Origin of the sequence: Pantoea sp. C8B4 (assembly GCF_051336905.1) — a bacterium.
Classification (GTDB): domain Bacteria; phylum Pseudomonadota; class Gammaproteobacteria; order Enterobacterales; family Enterobacteriaceae; genus Pantoea; species Pantoea rwandensis_B.
In genome coordinates this window covers 247,542-272,706 of record NZ_JBGMNK010000002.1, presented here as the reverse complement: position 1 = coordinate 272,706, position 25,165 = coordinate 247,542, and the positions used below count along the sequence as shown (strand labels likewise).

Sequence of the window (25,165 nt, the reverse complement as noted above, 5' to 3'; positions counted from 1 at the left end):
CAGGGTGCGCGTTAATGCGCACCTCCAATAAATGGCAAAGAATCAGATGGATGCCGCCTGCTTGTTTCCCCATGTCAGGTAATAAACATCATAAAAATCCACTTCGCCTTTCTGCTTCATCAGGCGATCGATGCCGCTGCGCACGCGGTCGGGCGTGCCGGGATTTTCCACGATTTTATCCAGCGCCTGCTGAGATACCGGCTGCACGTAATACCACTCCCCGTTGTAGCACACGCGCAGATCCAGCGTGTCGATATCCTCAAAGCGGTATTTGGGGTTGATATCCATCAGCATCAGGAAGCTCATCACCAATACAAAGGCGGTGGCGAACCAGAATGCGGGCCAGCCGAGCATCTCTGTGGAGAAGATCAGCGCCACGCAGAGCGCGTAGCACAGGTACATGATCGCCCACAGCCCCGGATGGGTTTTGAGGAATGAAAAGCTAAAGCGTGGCAGATTATCGCGCTGGCCTTCACGGTTCAGCGTGGCGATTTCATCGAGCAGAATTTGTTTGATCGCTTCCATAGTTCACCTCTAAATGTTACTGCCTGCCAGTTAATCACATAACAGTGAAGCGAATCAGACACAGATCCTGAGTGTTTTTTTATAACAGTTTGCTGGCGGTTTTATTGGCCCCACAAAATGTTAAATATGTTGCTAACTAATTTGGCTTTAGTAAGGTAAATCATTCTTTTATGTGAATTTTGTTGGCGGGCGCACATTGCAATGCCGTCGGGGTTTGCCACAATTAAGCAACGTGGCTTCCCGGAGAAAGAGTATGACTGCCAACACTTCCAGCCTGCTGTTACTGATGTCTTTCGCCGCCGGTACCTTTTCTGCAGGTTCATCCAATAATCCGCAGCATTTGATGCTGTCGCAGCCCTCAGGCGGCGTGCCTAATAATCTGCTACCGCTGATCATCTGGCCGGGCATCGCGCCTGACTATGATGAAGAGCTGCAAAGCAACAGCGCCGAATGGTTTGAAAAAACCTTCACTGCCAACGGCTGGCCGGCCGCGTGGCGCGCACCGATCTTTCCCTACACTCATTACCATCCGAATACCCATGAAGTGCTGGGTGTGGCGTCCGGTTGGGCGGAAGTGCTGTTTGGTGGCGATAGCGGCCGCATGGTGACGCTGCGCGAGGGTGATGCTGTGCTGATCCCCGCCGGTGTCGGCCATAAACAGGTGTTCGCCTCAGACGACTTTTTCGCCGTTGGCGCCTATCCTGAAGGCATGTCCCCGGAAACCGTGCGTGATGAACCTTCTCGTTTACGCGCGGCGAAAGATCAAATCGCGCGCGTACCTTTACCGCATCGCGATCCTTTCACGGGGGGCGATGGAGCGATGACGGATATCTGGCTGCCAATTGCGCAGCAGTTAATGCACCAGTAAGGTGCAATCTGAGGGTTATTCGGCGCTGCTCCGCTATCGGGGCGCGTGTGCCGTTTGGGGCGTGAGCCTCTGGCACACTTTGTGCAGGAGAGGATTCAGGTCCTCTGACAAGCGCCGGGTAAATCATGAAAGAAAGCTACCAGATAGCGTCACACTTCTATGATGAGATGTTATTGAGCAACGGCGAACACCGTGCGCACTATCAGCATTACTGGGAGTGGTTACAACAGGCGGACAAAGAGGCCGTGGCGCGTAAGCGCGAAGAAGCGGAACTGTTGTTTCATCGTGTGGGCATCACCTTCAATGTCTATGGAGACGATGGCGGCGCGGAACGGCTCATCCCGTTCGACAGCGTACCGCGTATTATTCCGGCGGGTGAATGGGCGATGCTCGATCGCGGCATCCGCCAGCGCGTGCAGGCGCTGAATGCCTTCCTGCATGACATCTACCATCAACAACACATCCTCAAGGCGGGGATCGTGCCTGCCGAGCAAGTGCTGGTAAACGATCAATATCAGCCCTGCATGCAAGGTGTCGATCTGCACCGCAACATCTATGCGCACATCACCGGTGTCGATATGGTGCGCAACAACGACGGCGAGTACTACGTACTGGAGGACAATCTGCGCACGCCTTCTGGCGTCTCCTACATGCTGGAGAACCGCAAGATGATGATGCGCCTCTATCCCGAGTTATTTGTCGAGCAGCATGTGGCACCGGTAGAACGCTATCCTTCGCATCTGCTACAAACCCTGCGCGAAAGCTCACCGGTCAACGATCCGGTGGTGGTGGTGCTGACGCCGGGCCGCTTCAACAGCGCCTACTTCGAACACAGTTTCCTTGCGCAGCAGATGGGCGTCGAGCTGGTGGAAAGTGCCGATCTGTTTGTCAAAGACGGTGCGGTGATGATGCGCACCACCGCCGGGCCGTGCAAAGTCGATGTGATCTATCGCCGTGTTGATGATGCGTTCCTCGATCCGCTGGCGTTCCGTCCCGATTCGATGCTCGGCGTGCCGGGCCTGCTGTCGGTGTATCGATCCGGCAACGTGGTGCTGGCCAATGCGATCGGCACCGGCGTGGCCGATGACAAATCGATCTATCCCTATGTGCCCGACATGATCCGCTTTTATCTGGATGAAGATCCGATCCTCAACAACGTGCCGACCTGGCAGTGCCGTAAGCCGCAGGATCTGACTTACGTCCTCGCCAATCTCAGCAAAATGGTGGTGAAAGAGGTACACGGCGCCGGCGGTTACGGCATGTTGATTGGCCCGGTGGCCAGCCAACAAGAATTGAGTGATTTCCGCGATCGTTTGAAAGCACGCCCGGAAAACTACATCGCGCAGGACACGCTATCGCTCTCCACCTGTCCGACTTTTATCGACAACGGCCTGGCACCGCGTCATATCGATTTACGTCCCTTTGCCTTATGCGGAGCGGATATTCGTTTAGTACCGGGTGGCTTAACCCGCGTGGCGCTGACCGAAGGTTCGCTGGTGGTGAACTCGTCGCAGGGCGGTGGCACCAAGGACACATGGGTTCTGGAGGATGACGCATCATGCTAAGCCGCACGGCCAGTGGCCTCTATTGGATGGCGCGCTATCTGGAGCGCGCAGAACAACTTGCCCGGGTGCTGGATGTCACCAACCGGCTTTCGCTGATGCCGGTGCGTAATAGCCAAACCGATGAGCTGCTGTTGCCGCTCAATCTCACCGGCACGCGCCAGCTGTTTGAAACCCTCAACGGGCGTTTCACCATGCCGCAACTGTTTAACTTTTTCGCCCTCGACGATCGTAACCCCAGCAGCATTTTTAGCTGCTGGCAGGAGGCGTGGAACAATGCGCACGCGGTGCGCGGCAGTCTGTCGTCTGAGGTGTGGGAGAGCATCAACTCGACGTGGATTGAGATGCGTAACATGCGGCGACGCGGCATCACCAGCGCCAACGCTGACAGCTTTTTTGACTGGGTTAAAGAGCGCTCACACCTGTTTCGCGGCGCGATGTTCGGCACTTTGCTGCGTGGCGATGCGATGTGTTTTATCCGTATCGGCACGCTGATGGAGCGCAGCGACGGTACCGCGCGCTTGTTGAGCGTCAACCAGCAACTGCTGGAGCAGAACCCCGATTCGGTGCGGGAATATTACTGCCTCGATACCTTGCTGCGTGCAGTGTCGGCGCGTGAAGCCTATAACGCGATCTTTAAGCAGCAACTAATGCCGGATCTGGTGAATGAGATGCTGATCCTGCGTAACGAAAGCCCGCGTTCGCTGCACTCCTGCATTGAGGAGATCGCCAACCAGCTGGAACAGATCGGCAGCAGCGGTGAGGATCGTCCACGCTATCTGGTGACGGTGCTGTTGGCTGAAATGCGCTTCAGCACCTGGGAAAGTCTGACGCGTGACGGGTTGTATAGCTGGCTTAATCACTTTCTCTCGCAGACCAACGCGCTGGCAGAAAGCATCAATCAGACCTATCTGGAGGCGAAATGAGACTGAACATCGAGCACAAAACCTGGTATGCCTATGAGCATCAGGTCAAACTCAGCACCCAGTATCTGCGCCTGACGCCGCAAAACTCGGTGCACCAGCAGATTTTGTCATGGGATCTCTATTTACCGTGCGAAGCCACGCGTACCCTGGATGCTTATGGCAACGTGTTGCACGTGCTGACGCTGGATACGCCACATCAGCAACTGGAGATTGCCGCGCGTGGCGTGGTGGAAATTCTGGATGAAGGGGAGTATTCCCCCGATCCTGAATCGATCCTTTCGCCATTGGTGTTTCTGCGTGCCACGCCATTAACCATGCCCGATGCGGCGATACGCGATTTCGCACAGCGCTACTGGCACGCAGAAAAACCGCTCGCCAGCCTGGAAAAACTGATGGATGAGCTGCTGTTGAAAATGCCGTACCAGCCTGGCAGCACGCAGGTGAGTGATACCGCAGCGAAAGTATTTGCGGCGGGCAGCGGCGTTTGCCAGGATCACAGCCATGTGTTTCTGGCTTGTTGTCGCAGTCTCGGGATCCCGGCGCGCTATGTCAGCGGCTATCTTTATACGGACAATGTCGAACACGTTGCTACTCACGCCTGGGTTGAAGCCTGGCTGGATGGCAGTTGGCACAGCTTTGATATCACCAACAATACGCGCAGTACGCGCCAGCATTTACGTCTGGCGGTGGGTGTGGATTATCTCGATGCTTGTCCGGTGCGCGGTATGCGGCTGGGCGGCGGCGGTGAGGATATGCTGGCGATGGCCGCGGTGCAGCAGGTGCATGCGCAGCAGTGATATTTTTTTGCAGGCGTGACTATGACTTATTGTGTGGCAATGCGTTTATCGTCAGGGATGATTTTTGTATCGGATTCACGCACCAACGCGGGCGTTGATCATATTTCCTCGTTCCGTAAATTACACGTGTTTCAGGTGGATGATGAACGCACGCTGGTGCTGCAAAGCGCCGGTAATCTGGCGACCACGCAAAGCGTGATGAGTTTGCTACGGCGTAATAACCACGACAGCGATCAGCCCAATCTGCTGAATGGGCGCTCGCTGTATGACATTGCGCTATTGGTGGGGGAAACCCTGCGTGAAGTGATCAAGCGTGATGGCGAAGAGTTTGGTGGCACGCTGCTGTTAGGCGGACAGATTCGCGGTGAAGAGCCGCGCCTGTTCCAGATCTATCCGCAGGGCAACTTCATTGAAGCCAGCGTGGATACGCCTTATTTCCAGATTGGTGAAAGCAAGTACGGCAAGCCGATTATTGATCGCGTATTGCGTTATGAAACCCCGCTTAGCCAGGCCATGCAGTGCGCGCTGATTTCCATGGATTCAACACTGGCGAGTAACATTTCGGTAGGCCTGCCGCTGGATGTGATGGTCTATCACACCGACAGCTTCAAAGATAACGAACAGCATCATATTACCGAACAACACCCTTACTTTTCGCAGATTCGCCAGCTGTGGAGCAAAGGCTTGTTGAGCGTGTTCTCACAATTGCCGCCGTTAAAACTATAGAGCAACCCCGCGCGAGACATCACGCCGCTACCTTAAAGCGTCCCATTCGGTAGCGGCTTCACTCCTTGCGCATTTTCCCGCAATAACGCCGTGTCAGTCCCGCGTGATAAACCGCGCTGCTGCAATGAATTGATCAATTCAGTCGCGGCGCACTGTAGTGCATCTCCTTTCCGCTCCTGCTTTTTCCGTTCCGCTTCGGTACTGGTCATAAATCTGAAAACAAGCCTGTTTAACTTCGGTGCCATAAACCTCTGCGCACAAAAGGTGAATGATGTTTTCTGTTGATCAGCTTCTCGATACTTACTGGCCAGGCCATCACCCCGCGAACTGGCAAAAAAGCCTGTTGAAATGGGCCGTTCGCGAACATGAATTCCAATCTTTTGCTGACCGTTATCGCCACCTGAAAGGGGTGGATATGGTCGAGCAAGTGCTGGAGCACCTGGATGTGCGCTGTGAATTAAGTGAACGCGATTTGGAGCAGATCCCGACCAGCGGCCCGGTGGTGATTGTCGCCAACCATCCGCTCGGTGCGCTCGACGGCCTGGCGCTGCTGGCGGCCGTTTCTCAGGTACGTCGTGATGTGAAAATCGTGGCGAACCGCATGCTGATGATGCTGGAGCCGATTAACAACCTGATGTTGCCCGTGGATAACATGGGCAACCGCACCAGTCGCGAACAGCTGACGCGCATGCAGCAGCATCTCGACAATCAGGGAGCGCTGATTATCTTCCCGGCAGGTGAAGTGTCCCGTCTCTCCAGCCGTGGTGTGCGCGATAACCGCTGGCATCACAGCTTCCTGCGCCTGGCCGCCCGTGCTCGTGCGCCGATTGTTCCGGCACACGTCGTCGGGCGTAATAGCCTGGCGTTCTATGCCGCCGCCAAAATCGCCTCACCACTGGCGCTGCTGATGCTGGTGCGCGAAATGTTCCGCCAGCGTGGATCGCGCATCAAGCTGCATATTGGCGAGCAGATCCCGTTCGCCAACTGGCACGATGGCCACACGCCGGGCAAAGAGCTGGCGAAACGGCTGCGCAAGCACTTGTATCGCATTGGTCAGGGCCGTCGGGGTCTGTTCCAGACTGAAGCGGCGATTGCGCGCCCGGAAGACCGTGCCGAACTGAAAAAAGCGCTGATGGAGAGTGAGCGTCTGGGCTCGCTGCCGGATGGCAAACAGATCTACCTGTGGCGTCGTAACGGCGCGACCTGGGTGCCGCTGCTGCGTGAACTCGGACGCCTGCGTGAAATCGCGTTCCGCGCCGTGGGCGAGGGCAGTGGTCGCCGTCGTGACCTCGATAAATACGATGACGATTACTATCACCTGATTCTGTGGGATGACGATGCGCTGGAAATTGTTGGCGCTTACCGCTTTATTCCGGGTGCCGAGCAGCTGGAACGTCGTGGTCTGGAGGGCATCTACAGCGATAGCCTGTTCCATTACGACGAGCGCATGCTGCCGATCATCAATCAGGGCCTGGAACTGGGTCGCAGCTTTATCCAGCCCGCCTACTGGGGCAAACGTGGTCTGGATTATCTGTGGATGGGCATTGGTGCCTATATCGCCAAATACCCGGAGACCCGCTATCTGTTTGGGCCGGTGTCGATCTCTGGCGGCATGCCGCTGGCGGCGCGCGACCTGTTAGTGGCGTTCTACCGCATGTACTTCCCAACCGAGTTACCGCTGGCGAAGTCGCGTCGCCCCTATCCGGCCTCGTTGCCAGAAGTGCTGACGCAGTTTACCGGTGATAACTACGCGGAAGACTTGCGCCGCCTGAAGCATCTGCTGGCGAACCTCGGCACCGCGATTCCCACGCTCTACAAGCAGTACTCCGAAGTGTGTGAGCCGGGCGGGGTGCAGTTTATCGATTTCGGCAGCGATCCCGATTTCAACAACTGTATCGACGGGCTGGTGCTGGTGGATCTGTCACGCGTGAAGCCATCGCGCTATGAGCGCTATATCGGCATGCATTTGCAGGCTGAAAGCGTCGAATAAGGTACAGGGAGGCTCTCGGGCCTCCCGTTCTGTTTGAGCACGGAAACGTCAAGTTGATGTCACGGGATCGTCATCTGATTGTCGTAGGGTCTTAGCCGGACTGTCAGATAAAGGCCAGAAACATGGCAACGATCACACTTCGCGGGTTAAGCAAAGCCTTTGCTGCCCAGCCGGTACTTCAGGATATCTCGCTGCAGATTGCGCAGGGAGAGTTCATCGCCGTTCTGGGTCCTTCGGGCTGCGGCAAAACCACCTTATTACGTCTGCTGGCGGGCTTTGAAACCGCTGATGCCGGTGAAATCCACGTCGGCGAGCGCTGCTTTGCTGCGCCGGGCGTGCACCTGCCGCCAGAAGATCGCCAACTTGGCGTGGTGTTCCAGAGCTATGCGCTGTGGCCACACATGACGGTGGCGGAAAACGTTGCCTATAGCCTCAAAGTCAACGGCGTGGCGCGCCATGAGCGTGACAGCCGCACGCAGCAGGCGCTGGAACTGGTGGGATTAGAAAGCTTTGCCTCACGCCGCCCCGCCGATCTTTCAGGCGGACAACGTCAGCGTGTGGCGTTAGCCCGCTGTCTGGTTGCCAAACCCACGCTGGTGCTGCTCGACGAACCATTAGCCAATCTTGATGTGCACCTGCGCGCCACCATGGAAGAGGAGTTTCGCCGCTTCCATCGCCACAGCCACGCCACCTTGCTCTACATCACCCACGACCAGCACGAAGCGATGGCGCTGGCCGACCGCATTGTGGTGATGGACGGCGGCCGCGTGATGCAGTTTGCCACGCCGCAAACCCTGTGGCGTGAACCGGCGAATGCAATGGTGGCGGGTTTTATCGATGACGGCAAAGTACTGCCGGTCAGCGATATCGAACCGACAGGCGAGGGCAAAGCGCTCGCCACGCTGTGCGGTCTGCGCGTCACCCTGCGCTGTGCGGCCGAACAACGCCCGATGCCTCACGGCAAAGCCAGTTTTCATGCGGTGGATTTCCGCCTCGCTGAACCGGATGAACCGCAGTTTGCGGTGCGCGTGCAGCGGGTGATCTATCGCGGCAGCCATTACCAGATTGATGTTGCGCCACTTGATGCGCCAGACCACAGCATCACGCTGCAGCTGGCGGAGACCGCTTTACCCGTTGTGGATGCGACCCTTGGGGTGGCGCTGCGCGACGGTTGGATCCTTCCTTCATAACATTCAGATACTTAGGGAAATTGCTATGCGCACGTCTTTTAACGCTTTGATGTTAGCCAGTGGATTAGTGTTTGCCGCCACCAGCCACGCCGATGATGCCCCGTCCGGCAAGCTGGTGATTTACACCTCACAGGCACCGGAAATCGCGCAGCAAACCGTGGATGCGTTTAAAGCTGCCTATCCGAACGTGCAGGTGGAGTGGACGCGTAACGGCACCACGCAGCTGATGAACGTGTTGCAGACCGAGATGATGAGCGGTGGCGCTAAGCCCGATGTACTGCTGATTGCCGATGCGATCAACCTCGGTGCCCTGAAAAATCAAAATCAGCTCTACAGCTACGCCGATGCGCCGTTGAGTCACATCAATCCGTCGTTCTACGACAAAGACAAAACCTTCTTTGGTACCAAAATCATCGCCACGGTGATTGCTTACAACACCCAGCATGCGCAGCCGATTGACAGCTGGAACGCGCTGGCGGTGGAGGCCAATAAAGGTCAGATCGCCATGCCAAGCCCACTCTACTCCGGTGCGGCACTGTACAAACTGCACACCGATATCAACACGCCAACCATCGGCTGGAATTTCTACAAGAAGCTGGCAGCGATTGGCGTGGCACCGCAGGGCGGTAACGGTCCGGCGCTGAAAGCGGTCGCCAGCGGGCTGGATAAGTACGGCATCATCACTGACGCTGACGTGATTCTGGCGAAGAAAAAAGGCTCGCCCGTCGATCTGGTGTACCCGAAAGAGGGCGTGTCTTACGTGACGGAGCCGGTAGCGATCATGAAGTCGGTGCACAACCTGCCAGCCGCTAAAGCCTTCGTGAACTTTATGCTGTCTGAGGAAGGTCAGAAGCTGGTGGTCGAGCAGGGTAACCGTCCGGTGGACGATCGTGTTTCTGCACCGGCGGGCTTCACGCCTATCAATAAAATCAAGCTGCTGACGCCTGACGTAACGAAAGCCATCAAGGAAGATGCCACGGTGCGCGATCAGTTCACCGCGCTGTTTGGCGGCTAAGCATGAGCGTGGTGAGCAACGAGTGGCGTAACGCGACGCGTGGCGGTCAACGCTGGCGTCTCAACAGCGAAAAGCTGATCCTGGCACTGATGGTGCTGCTGATTGGCTTATTGTCGGTGGCGCCACTGCTGCGACTGGTGTGGACAGCGATTGCCCCGCAAGGCGTGCCGGATCTGGCGCGCTTGTCGCGCCTGATAGCCAGCGACCGCGTGCTGATTGCCAGCGGCAATACGTTGCTCATCGCCTTTAGCTCGACCCTGATTTCAGTGCTGCTCGGCACCGCCGCCGCCTGGCTGGTGGCGCTGAGCGATCTGCGCGCCAAAACCGCCTGGGTGTTTGCCTTTATCCTGCCGCTGATGATTCCGCCGCAGGTCACGGCGCTCGCATGGCTACAGGCGCTGGCACCGTCCAGCCCGTTAGCCCTGCTGTTTGGTTCACTCGGCTTGCCATGGTTTGCACCAGGCGAGCAACCGCTTTATTCGCTGAGCGGCATCGTGCTGCTGCTCGGTACACACAACGCGCCACTGGTGTTTCTCACTGTGCGTGCCGGTTTGCGTCGTTTACCGGCTGATTTAGTCGAAGCGGCGCAGATCAGCGGTGCCTCGCGGATGCGCGTGTTGTTGACCATCATTCTGCCGCTGGCGCGCCCGGCGATCTTTGCCGGGGCTGCACTGACCTTTGTTGCGGCCGCCGGTAACTTCGGTATTCAGGCGATGCTGGGCATTCCAGCCCGCGTGCCAACGCTGATTACGCTGGTCTATCAGCAGCTTAACGGCATTGGCCCGAGTGCCTTACCCAATACCGCCGTTTACGCGCTGCTGATTGCCGTGATCACGCTGGCGGGTATGGCGGCCAGCGCCTGGCTCGGCGGTCGTCACGATGTGCGCGTCAACGGTGCGCCGCGTCTGTGGCAGCAACCGTTAGGACGCGGACGGTTGGCGATTGAAGGCGCGGCCTGGCTGTGGATGGCGCTAACGCTGCTGCTGCCGGTCAGTGCGTTGCTGATCACTGCACTCACCAGCGGATATGGTCAGGCGCTCACCTGGCAAACGCTGACGCTGGAAAACTTCCGCAGCGCGCTATGGGGCTATCCGGCGGTGCGCCATGCCTTTATGACCAGTCTCGGGCTGACCACGCTGGCAGCGATGATTCTGACGTCCACCGCGCTGTTCCTGGCGTATTTCCTCAGCTGGCGCCGGACCAAACTGGTGCGCGGCCTGTGGCTGGCAAGTGAACTGACTTATGCCTTGCCGGGGATTGTCACCGGCGTAGCGGCGATGCTGTTCTTCCTGCGCCCGCTGCCGATAATCAATGTGTCGCTGTATGGCACGGTGTGGATCATCCTCGCCGCTTATCTGGCGAACTTCCTTGCGCTGGTGTTGCGTCCAACGCTGGCCGGATTCGCGCAGCTGGAACCGGCGCTGGATGAGGCGGCACGCTTGTGTGGTGCCAGCTTTATGCGCCGCATGCGCGATATTTTACTGCCGCTGGCGGCGCCTTCTGCGCTGGCGGGCACGGTGCTGGTGTTCCTCACCGCACTGAATGAAATCCAGGTTTCGGTATTGCTGGTGACTTCGCAAACCCAAACCATCGGACCCACCATCGTGTTCCTTGACGAAGGGGGCTCCGCCTCGCTGGCGGCCGCGGTAGGCTGCCTGATGATTCTGGTCGTGTGTTTGCTGATGGGACTGGCAACGCGGCTGGCGCGGCGTCTGCCGCAAGGGGTTTTACCATGGCAAGCTTAACGGTTATCAGCGGTGTGGGTGGCAAGCTGCCCGCGGCTTTTTTGGTCGAGATGGAAGGTTATCGCCTGCTGTGGGATCTCGGGGCCGGTCCACAACCCGGCGTGCGCCCGGATATCCGCGCCATTGGCCGCGTTGATGCGCTGTGTTTGACCCACTCGCACATTGACCACGCGGCCTCGCTCGACTGCTGGGCGCAAATCGGCTCGCCGCCGGTGTACGCCACCGAGCAAACCTGGTTGCAGCTGGCTAATGTCGCCGTGCCGATGTATGCGCGACGGTTGTTACCGCTGCGCGGGCAAACGGCCATTGGCCCGTTGCATCTGTTTACTGGCCGCAGCGGCCATTCACCGGGCTCGGTGTGGTTTCATCTGCCGATCGCCGGTGGCATCACCTACATGGGCGACTGGAGCCGTGAAGCGCTGCTGTTGCCGTTTGACTGCCCGCCGTCGGCAAAACTATTAATCACGGATGCTTCCTACGGCGACCGCACGCAGCGGTTGCGCGATCAAATGGATGCGCTGGCGATGGCCGCTGCTCACGGCGCGGTGATTGCCGTGCCGGAACACGGACGCGGGCCGGAAGTGGCTTTACAGCTCACCGCGCGGGGTCTGGCGGTTCAGCTCTGCCCACAAATTCGCAGTGAGGTCGCGCAACTGCTGGCGATGGACAAGCTGCCCGCCACCACGGCGCTGGGATTGGTGCGCTTGTTGAAACAGCCGCAGCCGCAACAATGGCAACCTGCAGATGTGATTGTGGCGGCTGATGCGGTGGCCGACAGCGGCTTAGCCGCGCAGCTGAGTGCTCAGCCAGGCTTTAAGCTGATCTTCAGCAGTCACGTTGCGCCCGGCACACGCGCAGCCAGATTGCTGGCCGATCAGCAGGCAACCTGGCTGCCGTGGAACGTTCATCCGCCGATTGACGATCAACTGTGGTTGATCGAGAAAACCGCTGCCCAGCGCGTGATACCAGCCTTTGTTGCGGCGGCGGAGTGCCCGATTTTAGCGGCGCGCGCCCCTTTGTGCTGGCAAGCGCATTTTCCCCTGCAATGCCATCTTGATAGCCCCCGTTTCCCCCACGAGCAGCGTCAACGCAGCAGGATAAATTGAGTATCCCGCTGAATGTTTTTTCGCCATTGCCGATAACCTGACTACCAACTTTTGTCTGTGGACGATTAACGCTTGTCAGCGCTGTGCTTTTGCGTTTAAGTCTCCACAGCAATTAGGATTTTTCTTAAGAAGCAATTTTTACCAGGCCAGCAATAGGCGAACAACAATGAATAATAACTCAGACGTCATGTACCGGCTGCTGGTGCAGAGCGTGGTGGATTATGCCATTTACATGCTCAAACCCGATGGCACCGTCGCCAACTGGAATGCAGGGGCACAACGCGCCAAAGGTTACACGCCCGACGAAATCGTCGGTAAAAACTTTGCGCTGTTCTACAGCGAAGACGATCGTAAAAACGGTGCGCCACAGCGTGGACTTTCCGTCGCGACAGCGGTGGGGCGCTTCGAGACGGAAGGCTGGCGCTATCGCAAAGATGGCAGCGCCTTCTGGGCACATGTGGTGATTGATGCGATTCGCGATGACTTCGGCGAACTGCTCGGCTTCGCCAAAGTCACGCGTGACTGCACGGTTCAGCAGGAGCAGCAGCGTAAGCAACAGGAACAGGAGCAACGTTTCCGTTTATTAGTTGAAGGCGTAACGGACTACGCCATCTACATGCTTGATATCGACGGCAACGTCGAAAACTGGAATGCCGGCGCGCAGCGTGCCAAAGGCTATGTGGCTGAAGAGATTGTCGGTCAGAACTTTGCACGTTTCTACAGCGCGCAGGATCGTAAAAATCATATTCCGGAAAAGAACCTCAGCACCGCTTTCAAAACCGGCCGCTTCGAAGATGAAGGCTGGCGCTATCGCAAAGATGGCAGTGCGTTCTGGGCACATGTGATTATTGATGCGATTCGTGATGATGCGGGCAAGCTGATTGGCTACGCCAAAATCACCCGTGACTGCACTGAACAGCGTGAGCTGCAGCGCAAGCAGCAGGAGTACGAGAAGACCTTCCGTCTGCTGGTGGAGGGCGTCACTGATTACGCCATCTATATGCTGGATTTGCAGGGCCGCGTAGTGAACTGGAACGCCGGTGCGCAGCGTGCAAAGGGTTACCTTTCTGACGAGATCGTCGGCCAGCACTTTTCGGTGTTCTATGGTTCGCAGGAACGGCTGGCCAACACGCCGGAAGCCAACCTGGGTATCGCGCTGAAGACCGGTCGCTTCGAGGATGAAGGCTGGCGCTATCGTAAAGATGGTTCGGCGTTTTGGGCGCATGTGGTGATCGATGCCATCCACAATGAAGAAGGCAAGATGATCGGCTTCGCTAAAATCACCCGTGATGTCACCGAACGTCGTGAGAATGAACAGCAACTGTTGCGCGCGCGGGATCTGGCGCAGGCGCAGAGTGCCAAAATGTCCGAGCTGTCTGGCTTCCTGGACACCATCATCAGCAATATCCCTTCATGCGTCATTGTGGAAGACGCCATCAGCCGCGAAATCCTGATGGTTAATGACAAAGCCGAACAGCTGTTTGGTGTCAGTAAGTCATTGATTATGCACAAGCGTCCGCACGAATGTATGTCGGCGGAGCTGAGTGACTATTTCAACAGCCTGGCGGATATCGCGCTGCGCAGCGAAGGCATTCATTCACGCGAGCAGTTGCTGCTCACCGCAGGCGGCGACCGTATTCTGCATACCCGCGCCACCACTATCAGTGGCAAAGATATGCGTCAGAACTACGTGATGCTGATTGTCGAAGACGTGACCGACCAGCGTGAAGCCGATGCGCGTATTCACCATATGGCGCACCACGATAACCTCACCAGCCTGCCAAACCGTATTCTGTTCCGGCAGAAGCTGAGTGAAGCGCTGCGCCAGGATAACCAACACCATGCGCTGAGCGCCACGCTGTGTCTCGATCTCGATAACTTCAAGAACGTTAACGATGCGCTGGGTCATCAGATTGGTGACGATCTGTTGCGCGTGGTGGCAAAACGCTTGCGTAGTGCGCTGCGCGACCATGACACGCTGGCGCGTATTGGCGGCGACGAATTTGCTATCGTGCTGCCGAACATCAATAACGCGCAGGAAGCGGCGGTGGTGGCACAGCGCCTGATTGAAGCGATCCGTCCGCCTATCAATGTTGAAGGGCACAACCTTTCCGTTGGGTTGAGCGTGGGCATTGCGTTGACGTCACAAGTCACCAACACGCCAGAGCACATGCTGCGCTGTGCGGATATGGCGCTGTACGAAGCCAAACGCAACGGGCGCAACCGCTATGAACACTTCACCATGGAAATGGATGATGTGGCGCGCAGTCGCCGCGTGATTGAAAACGATCTGCGTGAGGCGATCACCGGGCGTCAGCTGAAACTCTACTATCAGCCGATCACCAATGAGGACGAAATCATTGGTTATGAAGCGCTGATGCGCTGGCACCATCCGGTTAAGGGCTTGATCATGCCAAATGATTTTATCCCGATTGCCGAAGAGACCGGGCTGATCCACATGCTGGGCGCTTATGCGCTGTATGAAGCCTGCCGCGAGGCACAGAGTTGGGGCACCGAGCAGTCAGTGTCGGTTAACTTGTCGCCGCTGCAGTTCAAGAACAGCTCGCTGGTGTCGGTGGTAGAAGGCGCGTTGCGCGAATCCGGATTGGCTCCGCAACGCCTCGAAGTGGAGATCACTGAATCGGTGCTGCTGGATGACACGCTGGGCAATATCCGCACCCTGCAAAGCCTGAAGGCGATTGGCGTGCAGATTGCGCTGGATGATTTCGGCACGGGCTACTCGTCGCTCAGCTATCTGCGATCTTTCCCGTTCGACAAGATCAAAATCGACAAGTCGTTTATCAACGATATGGGTGACAGTCGCGAAGCGCTGGCGATTATCCGGGCGATCACCGGCATGAGCCGCAGTCTGGATATTCAGATCACCGCCGAAGGGGTGGAGAGCAGCGAGCAATTCTCCAAGCTGCGTGAAGAGGGTTGTACGCTGTTCCAGGGCTATTTCTTTGGCCGCCCGCAGCCTTCGGAACTGCGTCTGAAAGAGCTGGAATAAGCTCGCTATAAATGGCGACGTTACAACCCAGGGGCGCATTGATACGCTCCTGGTTGTTGATAAGCTCGTCGCAATCCAGGCGTAAGATTTCAGCATAAAAAAACGCCCGGCATTGCCGGGCGTTTTGCTGTTTGCTGTGTGAAATCTTTATTATGACTGGCCGTGGCCTTCGACGTTCATGCGGCCCAGGTCTTTGTCCACCAGGAACAGGCCTTCGCCTTTATTGCCGACCAGCGCCAGTTTATCCAGTACGGTTTTGAACAGCTTCTCTTCTTCGTGCTGTTCAGCCACATACCACTGCAGGAAGTTGAAGGTTGAGTAGTCCTGAGACATCAACGCGGTGTGTACCAGGTCGTTGATGCGCTGCGTGATCAGCTGCTCATGCTTCAGCGCTTCTTCCAACACGTCATTCAGTGAGTTCCAGTTAACGGCAGGGGCGGCAATGCTGCCCAGCACTGGCAGAGAACCGGCATCGCTAACGTAATCGAACAGACGCTGCATATGTTCCATTTCTTCGCGAGAGTGCATTTTCAGGAATGAAGCGGCACCTTCAAAACCTTTGTCGCTGCACCATGCGCTCATCTGCAGATACAGGTTGGCAGAGAAGAATTCGAGGTTCAGTTGATCGTTCAGGCGAGAGGTCATTTCAGCAGTTAACATGGCTGAGTCCTTTTTAATTTGTCAGGTGAAGTACGGTGAATTATGCATCAATCTATACTTTTTTGTGAAGGCTTTTTCGTCAAAAAGTTGAAATTATCTTATTGATTGTAAATGGAATTATTTCATTTATTGAATGCGAAGAGTTCTCAGTTTTGACTCATTTTCATTCACGCTGGATTGATTATAGCCGTACATCGGCGGATGCTGTGGCGAGCCTTTACTTGTCAGGAGCTTAGCGGTGTCGAACGTATTAGATCATTACCATTACCTGCATGAAATCCCGGAACTGGGATTCGAAGAATTCAAAACTTCCGCCTACATCGCCGACCAGCTTGAGCAGGCTGGCATCAGCGTGACGCGCGGCATTAATCACACCACCGGCATCGTGGCGGAAATTGACAGCGGCGTGCCGGGGCCGGTACTGGCGCTACGTGCAGATATGGATGCACTCGGCCACATCATTAACGGCGTCGCCTGTGCACGCCATACCTGCGGCCACGATGGGCACTCTTCGGTGGTGCTGACGGCGGCACAGGAGTTGCTGAAAGAGGGCGCGATCAAGCGCGGCAAGCTAAAGCTGCTGTTCCAGCCTGCGGAAGAACTCGGTGCGGGTGCGTTATCGATGATTGAGGGCGGTGCGCTGGATGATGTCGAGATGATCCTCGGTTTCCATGTGCGCCCATTGGAAGAGTGCCATGTCGGACAAGCCACGCCAGCCGTGCTCTATTCGGCGTGCAGCACGCTGGAAGCGACAATTAAAGGTGTGCCTGCTCATGCCGCGCGCCCACATTTGGGTGTCAATGCGCTGGATGCCGCAGTACAAGCGGTACAGGCGGTGAACAGTATCCATCTGGCGCCGGGCCTGACATGGAGCGTGAAAGCCACTCGCTTCCTGTGTGATGCCGGTGTCACCAACTCGGTGCCGGATGAGGCGCGCGTGGTATGGGATCTGCGTTCGCAGGAGAACGCGCCGATGGAGGTGCTGAAACAGAAAGTGACGCAGGCGATTCAGCACAGCGTGGCTGCATTGGGTGCGAGCGCTGAAGTGGTGGTACTGAAAGAGATGCCCGCAGCAGAAATCCATGAGGAAGCCACGGCGGTGATCCGGGCTGCGATCGTTGATGTGCTGGGGGAAGAAGGGCTGCTCGACACCAAATCCACGCCAGGCAGTGAAGACTTCTTCTACTACCCGGTGAAAAAACCGCAGGTGAAAGCCGGTTTCTGGGGTTTGGGCACCAATCTGGTGCCGGGCCTGCATCATCCGGATATGCGTTTTGAGCTGAGTTCGCTGGAGATCGGGGTGAAGATCTTTAAGGCGGCAGTGGTGCGCGTGCTGGGTTAGCCGTGTGTCGTTTCCCACAATCCAGCCTCTCCCGCAAATGGGAGAGGCTGTCACCCGGAATGAAAGCCTCGCTCGAATAGCCTTCTTACTCCTCACTTGCAGGGCAGCGGTCGAGTGAGGCTGTCACCCGGAATGAAAGCCTCACTTGAACAGTCCCTTCTTCTCATTTGCAGGAAAGCGGCTGAGTAAGACTACCAACTGGCATCAAAGCCTCACTCGATAGCCTCTTCTTCTCGCTTGCAGGAAACTGGCAGGGCGAAGGTGCATACAGGTCCCATCCCACGATTTCCCCGCCTGCTGAAATATTGTATGCTATGCCGCCTTAATGCTGACTGGATAACCGGACTGCCGCCAATGTAGATCGCGCACATCTTGCTGTGAACTGACGCCACTGCGTCACCATTGGTTCCGTTATCCCCCGGCTTTGCCCGGAACGATTTATTCGCAGCGCGCCGCCCGCGCGTTGCCCTTGAAGAAGAATTCACACATGTCTATTGCTTCCTTTTTAGATGAAGTGGCGCGCCGCCGTACGTTTGCGATCATCTCGCACCCGGATGCCGGTAAAACCACCATTACCGAAAAAGTGCTGCTGTTCGGGCAGGCGATCCAAACCGCCGGTACCGTCAAAGGCCGCGGCTCCAGCCAGCATGCTAAATCTGACTGGATGGAGATGGAGAAACAACGTGGTATCTCCATCACCACCTCGGTGATGCAATTCCCGTATCGCGACAGTCTGGTGAACCTGCTGGATACCCCAGGGCACGAAGACTTCTCTGAAGATACCTACCGTACGCTGACGGCGGTTGACTGCTGTTTGATGGTGATCGATGCCGCGAAAGGTGTTGAAGATCGTACCCGTAAGCTGATGGAAGTGACCCGTCTGCGCGATACGCCGATCATCACCTTTATGAACAAACTTGACCGTGACATCCGCGATCCGATGGAACTGCTGGATGAAGTTGAGAGCGAGTTGAAGATCGCCTGCGCGCCAATCACCTGGCCGATTGGCTGCGGTAAGCTGTTTAAAGGCGTGTATCACCTCTACAAAGATGAAACTTACCTGTATCAAACCGGTAAGGGCCACACCATTCAGGAAGTGCGCATTGTTAAAGGTCTGGCGAACCCGGATCTCGACGCGGCGGTCGGTGAAGACCTGGCACAGCAACTGCGCGATGAGCTGGAACTGGTGCAGGGCGCATCCCACGAGTTCGATCAGGAGCTGTTCCTGAGCGGTGAAATTACCCCGGTGTTCTTCGGCACCGCGCTGGGTAACTTCGGCGTCGATCATATGCTCGATGGCTTAGTGGCTTGGGCACCGACGCCGATGCCACGTAAAACCGATGCGCGTCTGGTGGAATCCAGCGAGGAGAAATTCAGCGGCTTCGTGTTTAAGATCCAGGCGAATATGGATCCAAAACACCGTGACCGTGTTGCCTTCATGCGTGTGGTTTCTGGCAAGTACGAGAAAGGCATGAAGCTGCGCCAGGTGCGTACCGGCAAAGACGTGGTGATCTCGGATGCATTGACCTTTATGGCCGGCGACCGTTCGCACGTGGAAGAAGCCTTCCCCGGCGACATCATTGGTTTGCACAACCACGGCACCATTCAGATCGGCGACACCTTTACCCAGGGTGAAAACATGAAGTTCACCGGTATTCCGAACTTCGCCCCGGAGCTGTTCCGTCGTATTCGTCTGCGCGACCCGCTGAAGCAGAAACAGCTGCTGAAAGGGTTAGTACAGCTGTCGGAAGAGGGCGCGGTGCAGGTGTTCCGCCCGGTGCACAACAACGATCTGATCGTGGGTGCGGTCGGTGTGCTGCAGTTTGAAGTGGTTGTGGCGCGTCTGAAAAGCGAATACAACGTTGAAGCGATTTATGAAGCTATCAACGTCGCAACCGCTCGTTGGGTTGAGTGCAGTGATGCGAAGAAATTCGACGACTTCCAACGCAAAAACGAAGTGAACCTGGCGCTGGATGGCGGTGATAACCTCACTTACATCGCCCCGACCATGGTGAACCTCAACATCACACAGGAACGCTATCCTGACGTGACGTTCCGCAAAACGCGCGAACATTAATCCCGCCTCACAAACAGGGCCAGTGATTTTCACTGGCCCTGTTTTTATCCTACAGACTCCTCCTATTTGCGCTGCGTTTATCGCTTTTTGGCGAGATATCAACCACAAAAGCCAGCAAAACCTGTAATCCCTACTATGATTATCCTGTCGGACGAGAAAAGAGACCTCTGGTTTCATTACGTCCATCAATGCAGCAACGCCGTTTGTTGCTGGCGCATTCGCAGTTGCGAGTGAGTTAACTGATAGAAGGATGATATCGATGAATAAGACTAAGGTTGCCAAAACCCTGATTGCGGCTCTGGCCTCTACTGCCTTGATGGGCGGCGCGGCGTTTGCTGCGGATACCAGCAGCACGGGTTCTAAAATCGATAGTTCTATGAAAAAAGTCGATGGTTTTATGGATGACAGCGGCATCACGGCCAAGGCCAAAGCGGCACTGGTGGATGATGAAGCGATTAAAAGTACGGATATCTCAGTGAAAACGCATCAGGGCGTGGTCACGCTGAGCGGCTTTGTCGCTTCGCAGGATCAGGCGGAAAAAGCCGTGGCGCTGGTGCAAAAAGTTGAGGGCGTGAAATCCGTCAGTGACAAACTGCACGTTAAAGACAGCAAAGAGACCACACTGAAAGGTTATGCGGGGGATACCGCAACCACCAGTGAAATCAAAGCTAAGCTTTTAGCAGATGACATTGTGCCATCGCGCAACGTGAAGGTGGAAACCACCGATGGCGTGGTGCAGTTATCAGGAGAAGTGGCGAACCAGGCACAGTCCGATCGTGCTGAGAAAATCGCCAAAGCCATTGAAGGCGTCAAAAGCGTGAAGAATGACCTGAAGGTGAAATCTTAACGCGAGCGAAGCGGCACTGTTTCGGTGCCGTTTCGTAATAAAAACAATGTGGTATGAATAAGCAGTTCGATTTTCACTACGGTAAGGAGAGGCTTATGTTTCGTTGGGGTATTATCTTTCTGGTCATCGCTCTGATTGCTGCAGCATTAGGTTTCGGCGGTCTGGCGGGTACGGCAGCATGGGCAGCTAAAATTGTCTTCATCGTCGGTATTATTCTGTTCCTCATCAGCCTGTTTACCGGGCGTAAACGACCCTGACCGATTGCGTTAACACAACGCTAACCCGCGAGTCACTAAAGCGGAGACCAGTCATTTGCGGCATAATAGGCAGCCGCACCGATTGCACGATGCAATAGGTCAGGGAATGACAATGACTGGTTCTCCGGGATGCTGCCGTCAGCGGCTCCCTCAGAGCAGGAAAACTGAGGGACATCCATTGGGAATACGCATCCCGGTGTCACTGGACACCTTTGAGCCACTGGCGCTCACCCCATTTAAATCCAAAAAAATTGCCCTGGTCTGCGAAGGCGGCGGTCAACGCGGCATCTTCACCGCAGGCGTCCTTGATGAGTTTCAGCGCGCCGGTTTTAACCCGTTTCAATTGATGCTGGGCACCTCCGCTGGGGCACAAAACCTGTCTGCGTTTGTTTGCGCCCAGCCGGGCTACGCGCGCCGCGTCATCACGCGTTATACCACCAGCAAACTGTTTTTTGATCCGTTGCGCTTTGTGCGCGGCGGCCATCTGATCGATCTCGACTGGCTAATCGACATCACCAAACAAGAGTTTCCCTTGTCGCTCAGCAACGCCGAAGGGCTGTTTGCCAAAGGCAGCGAGTTCTATATGTGCGCCTGTCGTGGTGACGATTACCGCGCTGAATATTTCAATCCCACCAGCCTGAACTGGCATGACGTGATCAAAGCTTCCAGCGCCATTCCGGGTTTCTATCGCAGCGGCGTGCTGATGGATGGGGTGAACTATCTGGATGGCGGTATCAGTGATGCCATTCCGGTGCGTGAAGCGGCACGGCGTGGCGCCGATACCATTGTGGTGATCCGCACCGTACCATCACAAATGTCTTACACGCCGAAATGGTTCAAACGCATGGAGCGCTGGCTGGGTGACAGCGCGCTGCAGCCGATGATCAACATCCTGCATCACCATGAAGAGAGCTATCGTGAGATTCAGCAGTTTATCGAACAGCCGCCGGACGACCTGCGCATCATTGAAATTTACCCGCCGAAACCGCTGGCGAGTATGGCGCTGGGCAGTCGTTTGGCTTCACTGAATCAGGATTACCATTTAGGGCGCCGCAGCGGCCGCTATTTCCTCGCGACGCTGGGTCAATGGCTGAGCGATGCCGAACCGTTCCTGCGCCAGACTACCGTGACACCGCCGGCCGCCGTGGCGAATGCGCCAGACAATCGTGCCGTGCATAGGCCGCCGCTGGCGGATAATGATGCCGATTTTGATGCAGGATCGCTGGCATGAGATTTATCGACACCCACTGCCATTTCGATTTCCCGCCTTTTGTCGATGACGCCACAGGCAGCATCGCCCGTGCGGCGCAGTCGGGTGTGGAACGCATTATTGTGCCGAGCGTCGATGCCAGCCGCTTTGCACTGGTCAGCCAGCTGGCGCAACAGCACGAGGCGCTGTATGCCGCATTAGGGCTGCATCCGATCAATATTGCCGCGCATCAGGATACGCACCTGGATCAGCTGGAACAGTGGTTGAAAACGCCGGATAGCAAACGCGTGGCGATCGGCGAGATCGGCCTCGATCTGTACATGCAAGACGCGCAATTTGATAAGCAGACGCGGTTACTGGATGCGCAGCTCAAACTGGCGAAACAGTATGATTTGCCGGTGATCCTGCATTCGCGACGTACCCACGATCAGTTAGCGCTGCATTTGCGTCGCCATGATTTACCGCGCCGTGGTGTGGTACACGGTTTTGCGGGCAGCCAGCAGCAGGCAGAACGCTTTATCCAGCTTGGCTATGCGATCGGCGTGGGCGGCACCATCACCTATGAACGCGCCAGTAAAACTCGCAACACCATTGCTAACCTGCCGCTTACCTCGCTGTTGCTGGAAACCGATGCGCCCGATATGCCGTTGCAGGGTTATCAGGGGCAGCCCAACCGTCCTGAGCGCGCGCGTAACGTGTTTGATGTGCTGTGTCAGTTGCGCAGTGAATCACCCGATATCATTGCCGATACGCTGTGGCAAAACAGCCTGCGCGTGTTTGCCCTGCCTGCCTGATCCCCTCCCGACACAATCTGGATTTCCCGCGGTTTTGGCGGGCATTGGCTACAGTAATAAAATCGGCATTATCCTTTTTCACCCTGTTTTGTGATAATATTCACAACCTGTATTGCGCCTGAAAACGGGTGTGCTGGCGGTTATTTGTGACTTAAATCACTAAATAATTGTATTCATATGACGAATTTTCTTTTTTCATGTGACATGAAGCGCAATTCATTCAGGTGTGGTTTGTTAGAATTATCACATTATCCGGTGGGCACAGTCTGCCGGTCACCTTTTGGAGAGCATCATGACCGATCTTAAAGCGGCCGCACTACGCGCCCTGCAACTGATGGATTTGACCACCCTGAACGACGATGACACCGATGAGAAGGTGATCGCGCTGTGCCATCAGGCGAAGTCGCCAGCCGGTAATACCGCGGCCATTTGCATCTATCCGCGTTTCATCCCTGCGGCACGTAAAGCACTGCGCGAGCAGGGCACGCCTGATATCCGCATCGCCACGGTCACTAACTTCCCGCACGGCAACGATGACGTTGAGATCGCGCTGGCAGAAACCCGTGCGGCGATTGCATACGGTGCAGACGAAGTGGACGTGGTCTTCCCGTATCGCGCGCTGATTGCTGGCAATCGCGACATCGGTTTTGCGCTGGTAAAAGCCTGTAAAGAAGCCTGCGCCGCTGCCAACGTGCTGCTTAAAGTGATCATCGAAACCGGTGAACTGAAAGAAGAAGCGCTGATTCGCGCCGCTTCTGAAATCGCTATCGATGCCGGTGCGGATTTCATCAAAACCTCAACCGGTAAAGTGCCGGTGAACGCCACGCCAGAGGTGGCAGCCATCATGATGCAGGTGATTCACGATAAAGGCGTGCAGCAGCAGGTGGGCTTTAAGCCTGCGGGTGGCGTGCGCACGGCGGAAGATGCCGCGATCTATCTGAAGCTGGCGGATGACATTCTGGGCGAAGGCTGGGCAGATGCGCGCCATTTCCGCTTTGGTGCTTCAAGCCTGCTGGCGAGCCTGCTGAACACCCTGGGCCACGCGACAGCGACCAGCAAAGCGGGCTACTGATCCCAGCCTCAGGGTCGCCATCAATGGCGACCCAAAGAATGTTTGGTGCATTTCACAGCAATCCCCCGGGGAGGCAACCTTGTTCCTGCCACAAGAAATTATTCGAAAAAAACGCGACGGTCAGCCACTGAGCGAGGCGGAGATCCGTTTCTTTATCAATGGCGTGCGCGACAACAGCGTATCAGAAGGCCAGATTGCCGCACTGGCAATGACCATCTACTTCCACGATATGAATCTGGAAGAGCGCGTGGCGCTGACCATGGCGATGCGCGATTCCGGCTCGGTGCTCAACTGGAAGTCGTTGAACCTCAACGGCCCGATTGTTGATAAGCACTCCACCGGCGGCGTGGGCGACGTAACATCGCTGATGCTCGGTCCGATGGTGGCCGCGTGTGGCGGTTATGTCCCGATGATCTCCGGGCGCGGCCTTGGTCACACCGGCGGTACGCTGGATAAGCTGGAAGCGATCCCCGGTTTCGATATCTTCCCGAGTGACGATCGTTTCCGCCAGATCATCAAAGATGTGGGTATTGCCATCATTGGCCAGACCAACTCACTGGCGCCTGCCGATAAGCGTTTCTACGCCACGCGTGATATCACCGCTACCGTTGACTCGATCCCGCTGATCACCGCCTCGATCCTCGCCAAGAAACTGGCGGAAGGACTGGATGCGCTGGTGATGGATGTGAAAGTCGGTTCCGGTGCCTTTATGCCGACCTTTGAAGCTTCAGAAAATCTGGCGCAGGCGATTGTTGGCGTGGCGAACGGTGCGGGCTGTAAAACCACCGCGCTGCTCACCGATATGAATCAGGTGCTGGCATCCACCGCCGGTAACGCGCTGGAAGTGCGTGAAGCGGTGCAGTTCCTGACGGGTGAGGCGCGCAATCCACGCCTGCTGGAAGTGACCATGGCGCTGTGCTCGGAAATGCTGATCTCCGGCAAATTGGCAGAGAACGACGCCGAAGCACGGCAGAAACTGCAAAACGTGCTGGATAACGGTAAAGCGGCGGAAGTGTTCGCGCGCATGGTGGCGGCGCAGAACGGCCCGGTTGATTTTATCGAGCGTATGGATAGCTATCTCCCTGCACCGACCCTGAGCAAAGCGGTGTATGCCGATCGCGCCGGGATTGTCAGCGCCATGGATACCCGTGCGCTGGGGATGGCGGTGGTGTCGTTGGGTGGGGGTCGTCAGCGTGCCAGCGACAGCATTGATTACAGCGTGGGCTTAAGTGACATGACCACGCTCGGCACGCAGGTTGATGCACAGCGCCCGCTGGCGGTGATTCATGCCGCGTCGGAAGCGCAGTGGCAGCAGGCTGCGGAAGCGGTCAAAGCGGCTATCACATTGAGTGACAGCGCGCCTGCGGAAACGCCGGTGGTCTATCGCCGCGTCAGCGAGTAACGCTTCTTCGTGCCAGGGAGCGGCCATTCGGGTATACTGATCTG

At 56.5% G+C, this 25,165-nt stretch carries 21 protein-coding genes; 19 read left to right on the top strand and 2 right to left on the bottom strand.

The annotated features are described in order from the left end of the window. Positions 1-42: 42 nt before the first annotated feature. Complete coding sequence (locus ACCW76_RS04035; protein WP_045814780.1) at positions 43-525, bottom strand: YlaC family protein; 483 nt, start codon at positions 523-525, stop codon at positions 43-45. A 253-nt stretch (positions 526-778) separates the two neighbouring features. Between ACCW76_RS04035 and ACCW76_RS04030 the strand changes: the two genes are divergently transcribed. From ACCW76_RS04030 to ACCW76_RS03980, 11 genes are all read left to right on the top strand, one after another. After that, positions 779-1,393: a cupin domain-containing protein gene (locus ACCW76_RS04030; protein ID WP_045814779.1), complete on the top strand. Its 615-nt coding sequence runs from the start codon at positions 779-781 to the stop codon at positions 1,391-1,393. Positions 1,394-1,518: 125 nt separating this feature from the next. Continuing rightward, a complete protein-coding gene (locus ACCW76_RS04025) occupies positions 1,519-2,958 on the top strand; it encodes a circularly permuted type 2 ATP-grasp protein (RefSeq protein ID WP_038644733.1) in 1,440 nt (479 codons plus the stop codon). Continuing rightward, entirely contained in the window at positions 2,952-3,881 is a 930-nt protein-coding gene (locus ACCW76_RS04020; protein ID WP_038644735.1) for an alpha-E domain-containing protein, read from the top strand. Before ACCW76_RS04025 ends, ACCW76_RS04020 begins: the two co-directional genes overlap by 7 nt. After that, positions 3,878-4,678 (top strand): transglutaminase family protein, encoded by an 801-nt coding sequence (locus tag ACCW76_RS04015; RefSeq protein ID WP_436337822.1) that lies wholly within the window; start codon positions 3,878-3,880, stop codon positions 4,676-4,678. Before ACCW76_RS04020 ends, ACCW76_RS04015 begins: the two co-directional genes overlap by 4 nt. 21 nt (positions 4,679-4,699) lie before the next feature. Further along, on the top strand, positions 4,700-5,404 hold the full coding sequence (locus ACCW76_RS04010; RefSeq protein ID WP_038644739.1) for a proteasome-type protease: 705 nt from the start codon (positions 4,700-4,702) through the stop codon (positions 5,402-5,404). 271 nt (positions 5,405-5,675) lie between these two features. Beyond that, entirely contained in the window at positions 5,676-7,394 is a 1,719-nt protein-coding gene (locus ACCW76_RS04005; protein WP_436337900.1) for a lysophospholipid acyltransferase family protein, read from the top strand. 122 nt (positions 7,395-7,516) lie between these two features. Further along, on the top strand, positions 7,517-8,584 hold the full coding sequence (locus ACCW76_RS04000) for an ABC transporter ATP-binding protein (RefSeq protein ID WP_436337821.1): 1,068 nt from the start codon (positions 7,517-7,519) through the stop codon (positions 8,582-8,584). Positions 8,585-8,609: 25 nt separating this feature from the next. Then, complete coding sequence (locus tag ACCW76_RS03995) at positions 8,610-9,599, top strand: ABC transporter substrate-binding protein (protein ID WP_436337820.1); 990 nt, start codon at positions 8,610-8,612, stop codon at positions 9,597-9,599. Positions 9,600-9,601: 2 nt separating this feature from the next. After that, on the top strand, positions 9,602-11,344 hold the full coding sequence (locus ACCW76_RS03990) for an ABC transporter permease (RefSeq protein ID WP_436337819.1): 1,743 nt from the start codon (positions 9,602-9,604) through the stop codon (positions 11,342-11,344). Continuing rightward, entirely contained in the window at positions 11,332-12,450 is a 1,119-nt protein-coding gene (locus ACCW76_RS03985) for an MBL fold metallo-hydrolase (RefSeq protein ID WP_436337818.1), read from the top strand. The genes ACCW76_RS03990 and ACCW76_RS03985 overlap by 13 nt, the downstream gene beginning before the upstream one ends. A gap of 166 nt (positions 12,451-12,616) precedes the next feature. After that, a complete protein-coding gene (locus ACCW76_RS03980) occupies positions 12,617-15,460 on the top strand; it encodes a sensor domain-containing protein (RefSeq protein WP_436337817.1) in 2,844 nt (947 codons plus the stop codon). A 150-nt stretch (positions 15,461-15,610) separates the two neighbouring features. Here the strand turns inward: ACCW76_RS03980 and ftnA are convergent, their stop codons facing one another. Then, positions 15,611-16,120, bottom strand: a complete 510-nt coding sequence (gene ftnA / locus ACCW76_RS03975) for a non-heme ferritin (protein ID WP_436337816.1) — start codon at positions 16,118-16,120, stop codon at positions 15,611-15,613. A 238-nt stretch (positions 16,121-16,358) separates the two neighbouring features. Here ftnA and ACCW76_RS03970 point away from each other — a divergent pair, with 238 nt between their 5' ends. The 8 genes from ACCW76_RS03970 to deoA all read left to right on the top strand — a co-directional run bounded on the left by ACCW76_RS03970 (position 16,359) and on the right by deoA (position 25,121). After that, positions 16,359-17,462: a M20 peptidase aminoacylase family protein gene (locus tag ACCW76_RS03970; protein WP_436337815.1), complete on the top strand. Its 1,104-nt coding sequence runs from the start codon at positions 16,359-16,361 to the stop codon at positions 17,460-17,462. 487 nt (positions 17,463-17,949) lie between these two features. Next, the gene (prfC, locus tag ACCW76_RS03965; RefSeq protein WP_436337814.1) at positions 17,950-19,539 is read left to right on the top strand and encodes a peptide chain release factor 3; all 1,590 of its coding nucleotides are present in this window, start codon (positions 17,950-17,952) and stop codon (positions 19,537-19,539) included. Between the two features lie 259 nt (positions 19,540-19,798). Then, on the top strand, positions 19,799-20,386 hold the full coding sequence (osmY, locus tag ACCW76_RS03960) for a molecular chaperone OsmY (protein WP_436337813.1): 588 nt from the start codon (positions 19,799-19,801) through the stop codon (positions 20,384-20,386). Between the two features lie 95 nt (positions 20,387-20,481). After that, the gene (locus tag ACCW76_RS03955; RefSeq protein ID WP_013510475.1) at positions 20,482-20,643 is read left to right on the top strand and encodes a DUF1328 domain-containing protein; all 162 of its coding nucleotides are present in this window, start codon (positions 20,482-20,484) and stop codon (positions 20,641-20,643) included. 178 nt (positions 20,644-20,821) lie between these two features. After that, positions 20,822-21,874 carry a patatin-like phospholipase family protein gene (locus tag ACCW76_RS03950; protein ID WP_436337812.1) on the top strand — a complete coding sequence of 351 codons (1,053 nt, stop codon included), beginning with the start codon at positions 20,822-20,824 and terminating at the stop codon, positions 21,872-21,874. Then, positions 21,871-22,647, top strand: a complete 777-nt coding sequence (locus ACCW76_RS03945) for a TatD family hydrolase (protein ID WP_436337811.1) — start codon at positions 21,871-21,873, stop codon at positions 22,645-22,647. Before ACCW76_RS03950 ends, ACCW76_RS03945 begins: the two co-directional genes overlap by 4 nt. Positions 22,648-22,939: 292 nt before the next feature. Then, positions 22,940-23,719: a deoxyribose-phosphate aldolase gene (deoC, locus tag ACCW76_RS03940; RefSeq protein WP_436337810.1), complete on the top strand. Its 780-nt coding sequence runs from the start codon at positions 22,940-22,942 to the stop codon at positions 23,717-23,719. 79 nt (positions 23,720-23,798) lie between these two features. After that, a complete protein-coding gene (gene deoA / locus ACCW76_RS03935; protein WP_038644763.1) occupies positions 23,799-25,121 on the top strand; it encodes a thymidine phosphorylase in 1,323 nt (440 codons plus the stop codon). Positions 25,122-25,165: the final 44 nt, after the last annotated feature.

Bases quoted from the DNA above. Each gene is read 5' to 3' on its own strand.
- osmY (WP_436337813.1), top strand. From the start codon at position 19,799: ATGAATAAGACTAAGGTTGCCAAAACCCTGATTGCGGCTCTGGCCTCT.
- ACCW76_RS03955 (WP_013510475.1), top strand. From the start codon at position 20,482: ATGTTTCGTTGGGGTATTATCTTTCTGGTCATCGCTCTGATTGCTGCA.
- ftnA (WP_436337816.1), bottom strand. From the start codon at position 16,120: ATGTTAACTGCTGAAATGACCTCTCGCCTGAACGATCAACTGAACCTC.
- ACCW76_RS03990 (WP_436337819.1), top strand. From the start codon at position 9,602: ATGAGCGTGGTGAGCAACGAGTGGCGTAACGCGACGCGTGGCGGTCAA.
- ACCW76_RS03945 (WP_436337811.1), top strand. From the start codon at position 21,871: ATGAGATTTATCGACACCCACTGCCATTTCGATTTCCCGCCTTTTGTC.
- ACCW76_RS03980 (WP_436337817.1), top strand. From the start codon at position 12,617: ATGAATAATAACTCAGACGTCATGTACCGGCTGCTGGTGCAGAGCGTG.
- ACCW76_RS04025 (WP_038644733.1), top strand. From the start codon at position 1,519: ATGAAAGAAAGCTACCAGATAGCGTCACACTTCTATGATGAGATGTTA.
- ACCW76_RS03995 (WP_436337820.1), top strand. From the start codon at position 8,610: ATGCGCACGTCTTTTAACGCTTTGATGTTAGCCAGTGGATTAGTGTTT.
- deoC (WP_436337810.1), top strand. From the start codon at position 22,940: ATGACCGATCTTAAAGCGGCCGCACTACGCGCCCTGCAACTGATGGAT.
- ACCW76_RS04035 (WP_045814780.1), bottom strand. From the start codon at position 525: ATGGAAGCGATCAAACAAATTCTGCTCGATGAAATCGCCACGCTGAAC.
- ACCW76_RS04020 (WP_038644735.1), top strand. From the start codon at position 2,952: ATGCTAAGCCGCACGGCCAGTGGCCTCTATTGGATGGCGCGCTATCTG.
- ACCW76_RS03985 (WP_436337818.1), top strand. From the start codon at position 11,332: ATGGCAAGCTTAACGGTTATCAGCGGTGTGGGTGGCAAGCTGCCCGCG.
- ACCW76_RS04000 (WP_436337821.1), top strand. From the start codon at position 7,517: ATGGCAACGATCACACTTCGCGGGTTAAGCAAAGCCTTTGCTGCCCAG.
- prfC (WP_436337814.1), top strand. From the start codon at position 17,950: ATGTCTATTGCTTCCTTTTTAGATGAAGTGGCGCGCCGCCGTACGTTT.
- ACCW76_RS04005 (WP_436337900.1), top strand. From the start codon at position 5,676: ATGTTTTCTGTTGATCAGCTTCTCGATACTTACTGGCCAGGCCATCAC.
- ACCW76_RS04030 (WP_045814779.1), top strand. From the start codon at position 779: ATGACTGCCAACACTTCCAGCCTGCTGTTACTGATGTCTTTCGCCGCC.
- ACCW76_RS04015 (WP_436337822.1), top strand. From the start codon at position 3,878: ATGAGACTGAACATCGAGCACAAAACCTGGTATGCCTATGAGCATCAG.
- ACCW76_RS04010 (WP_038644739.1), top strand. From the start codon at position 4,700: ATGACTTATTGTGTGGCAATGCGTTTATCGTCAGGGATGATTTTTGTA.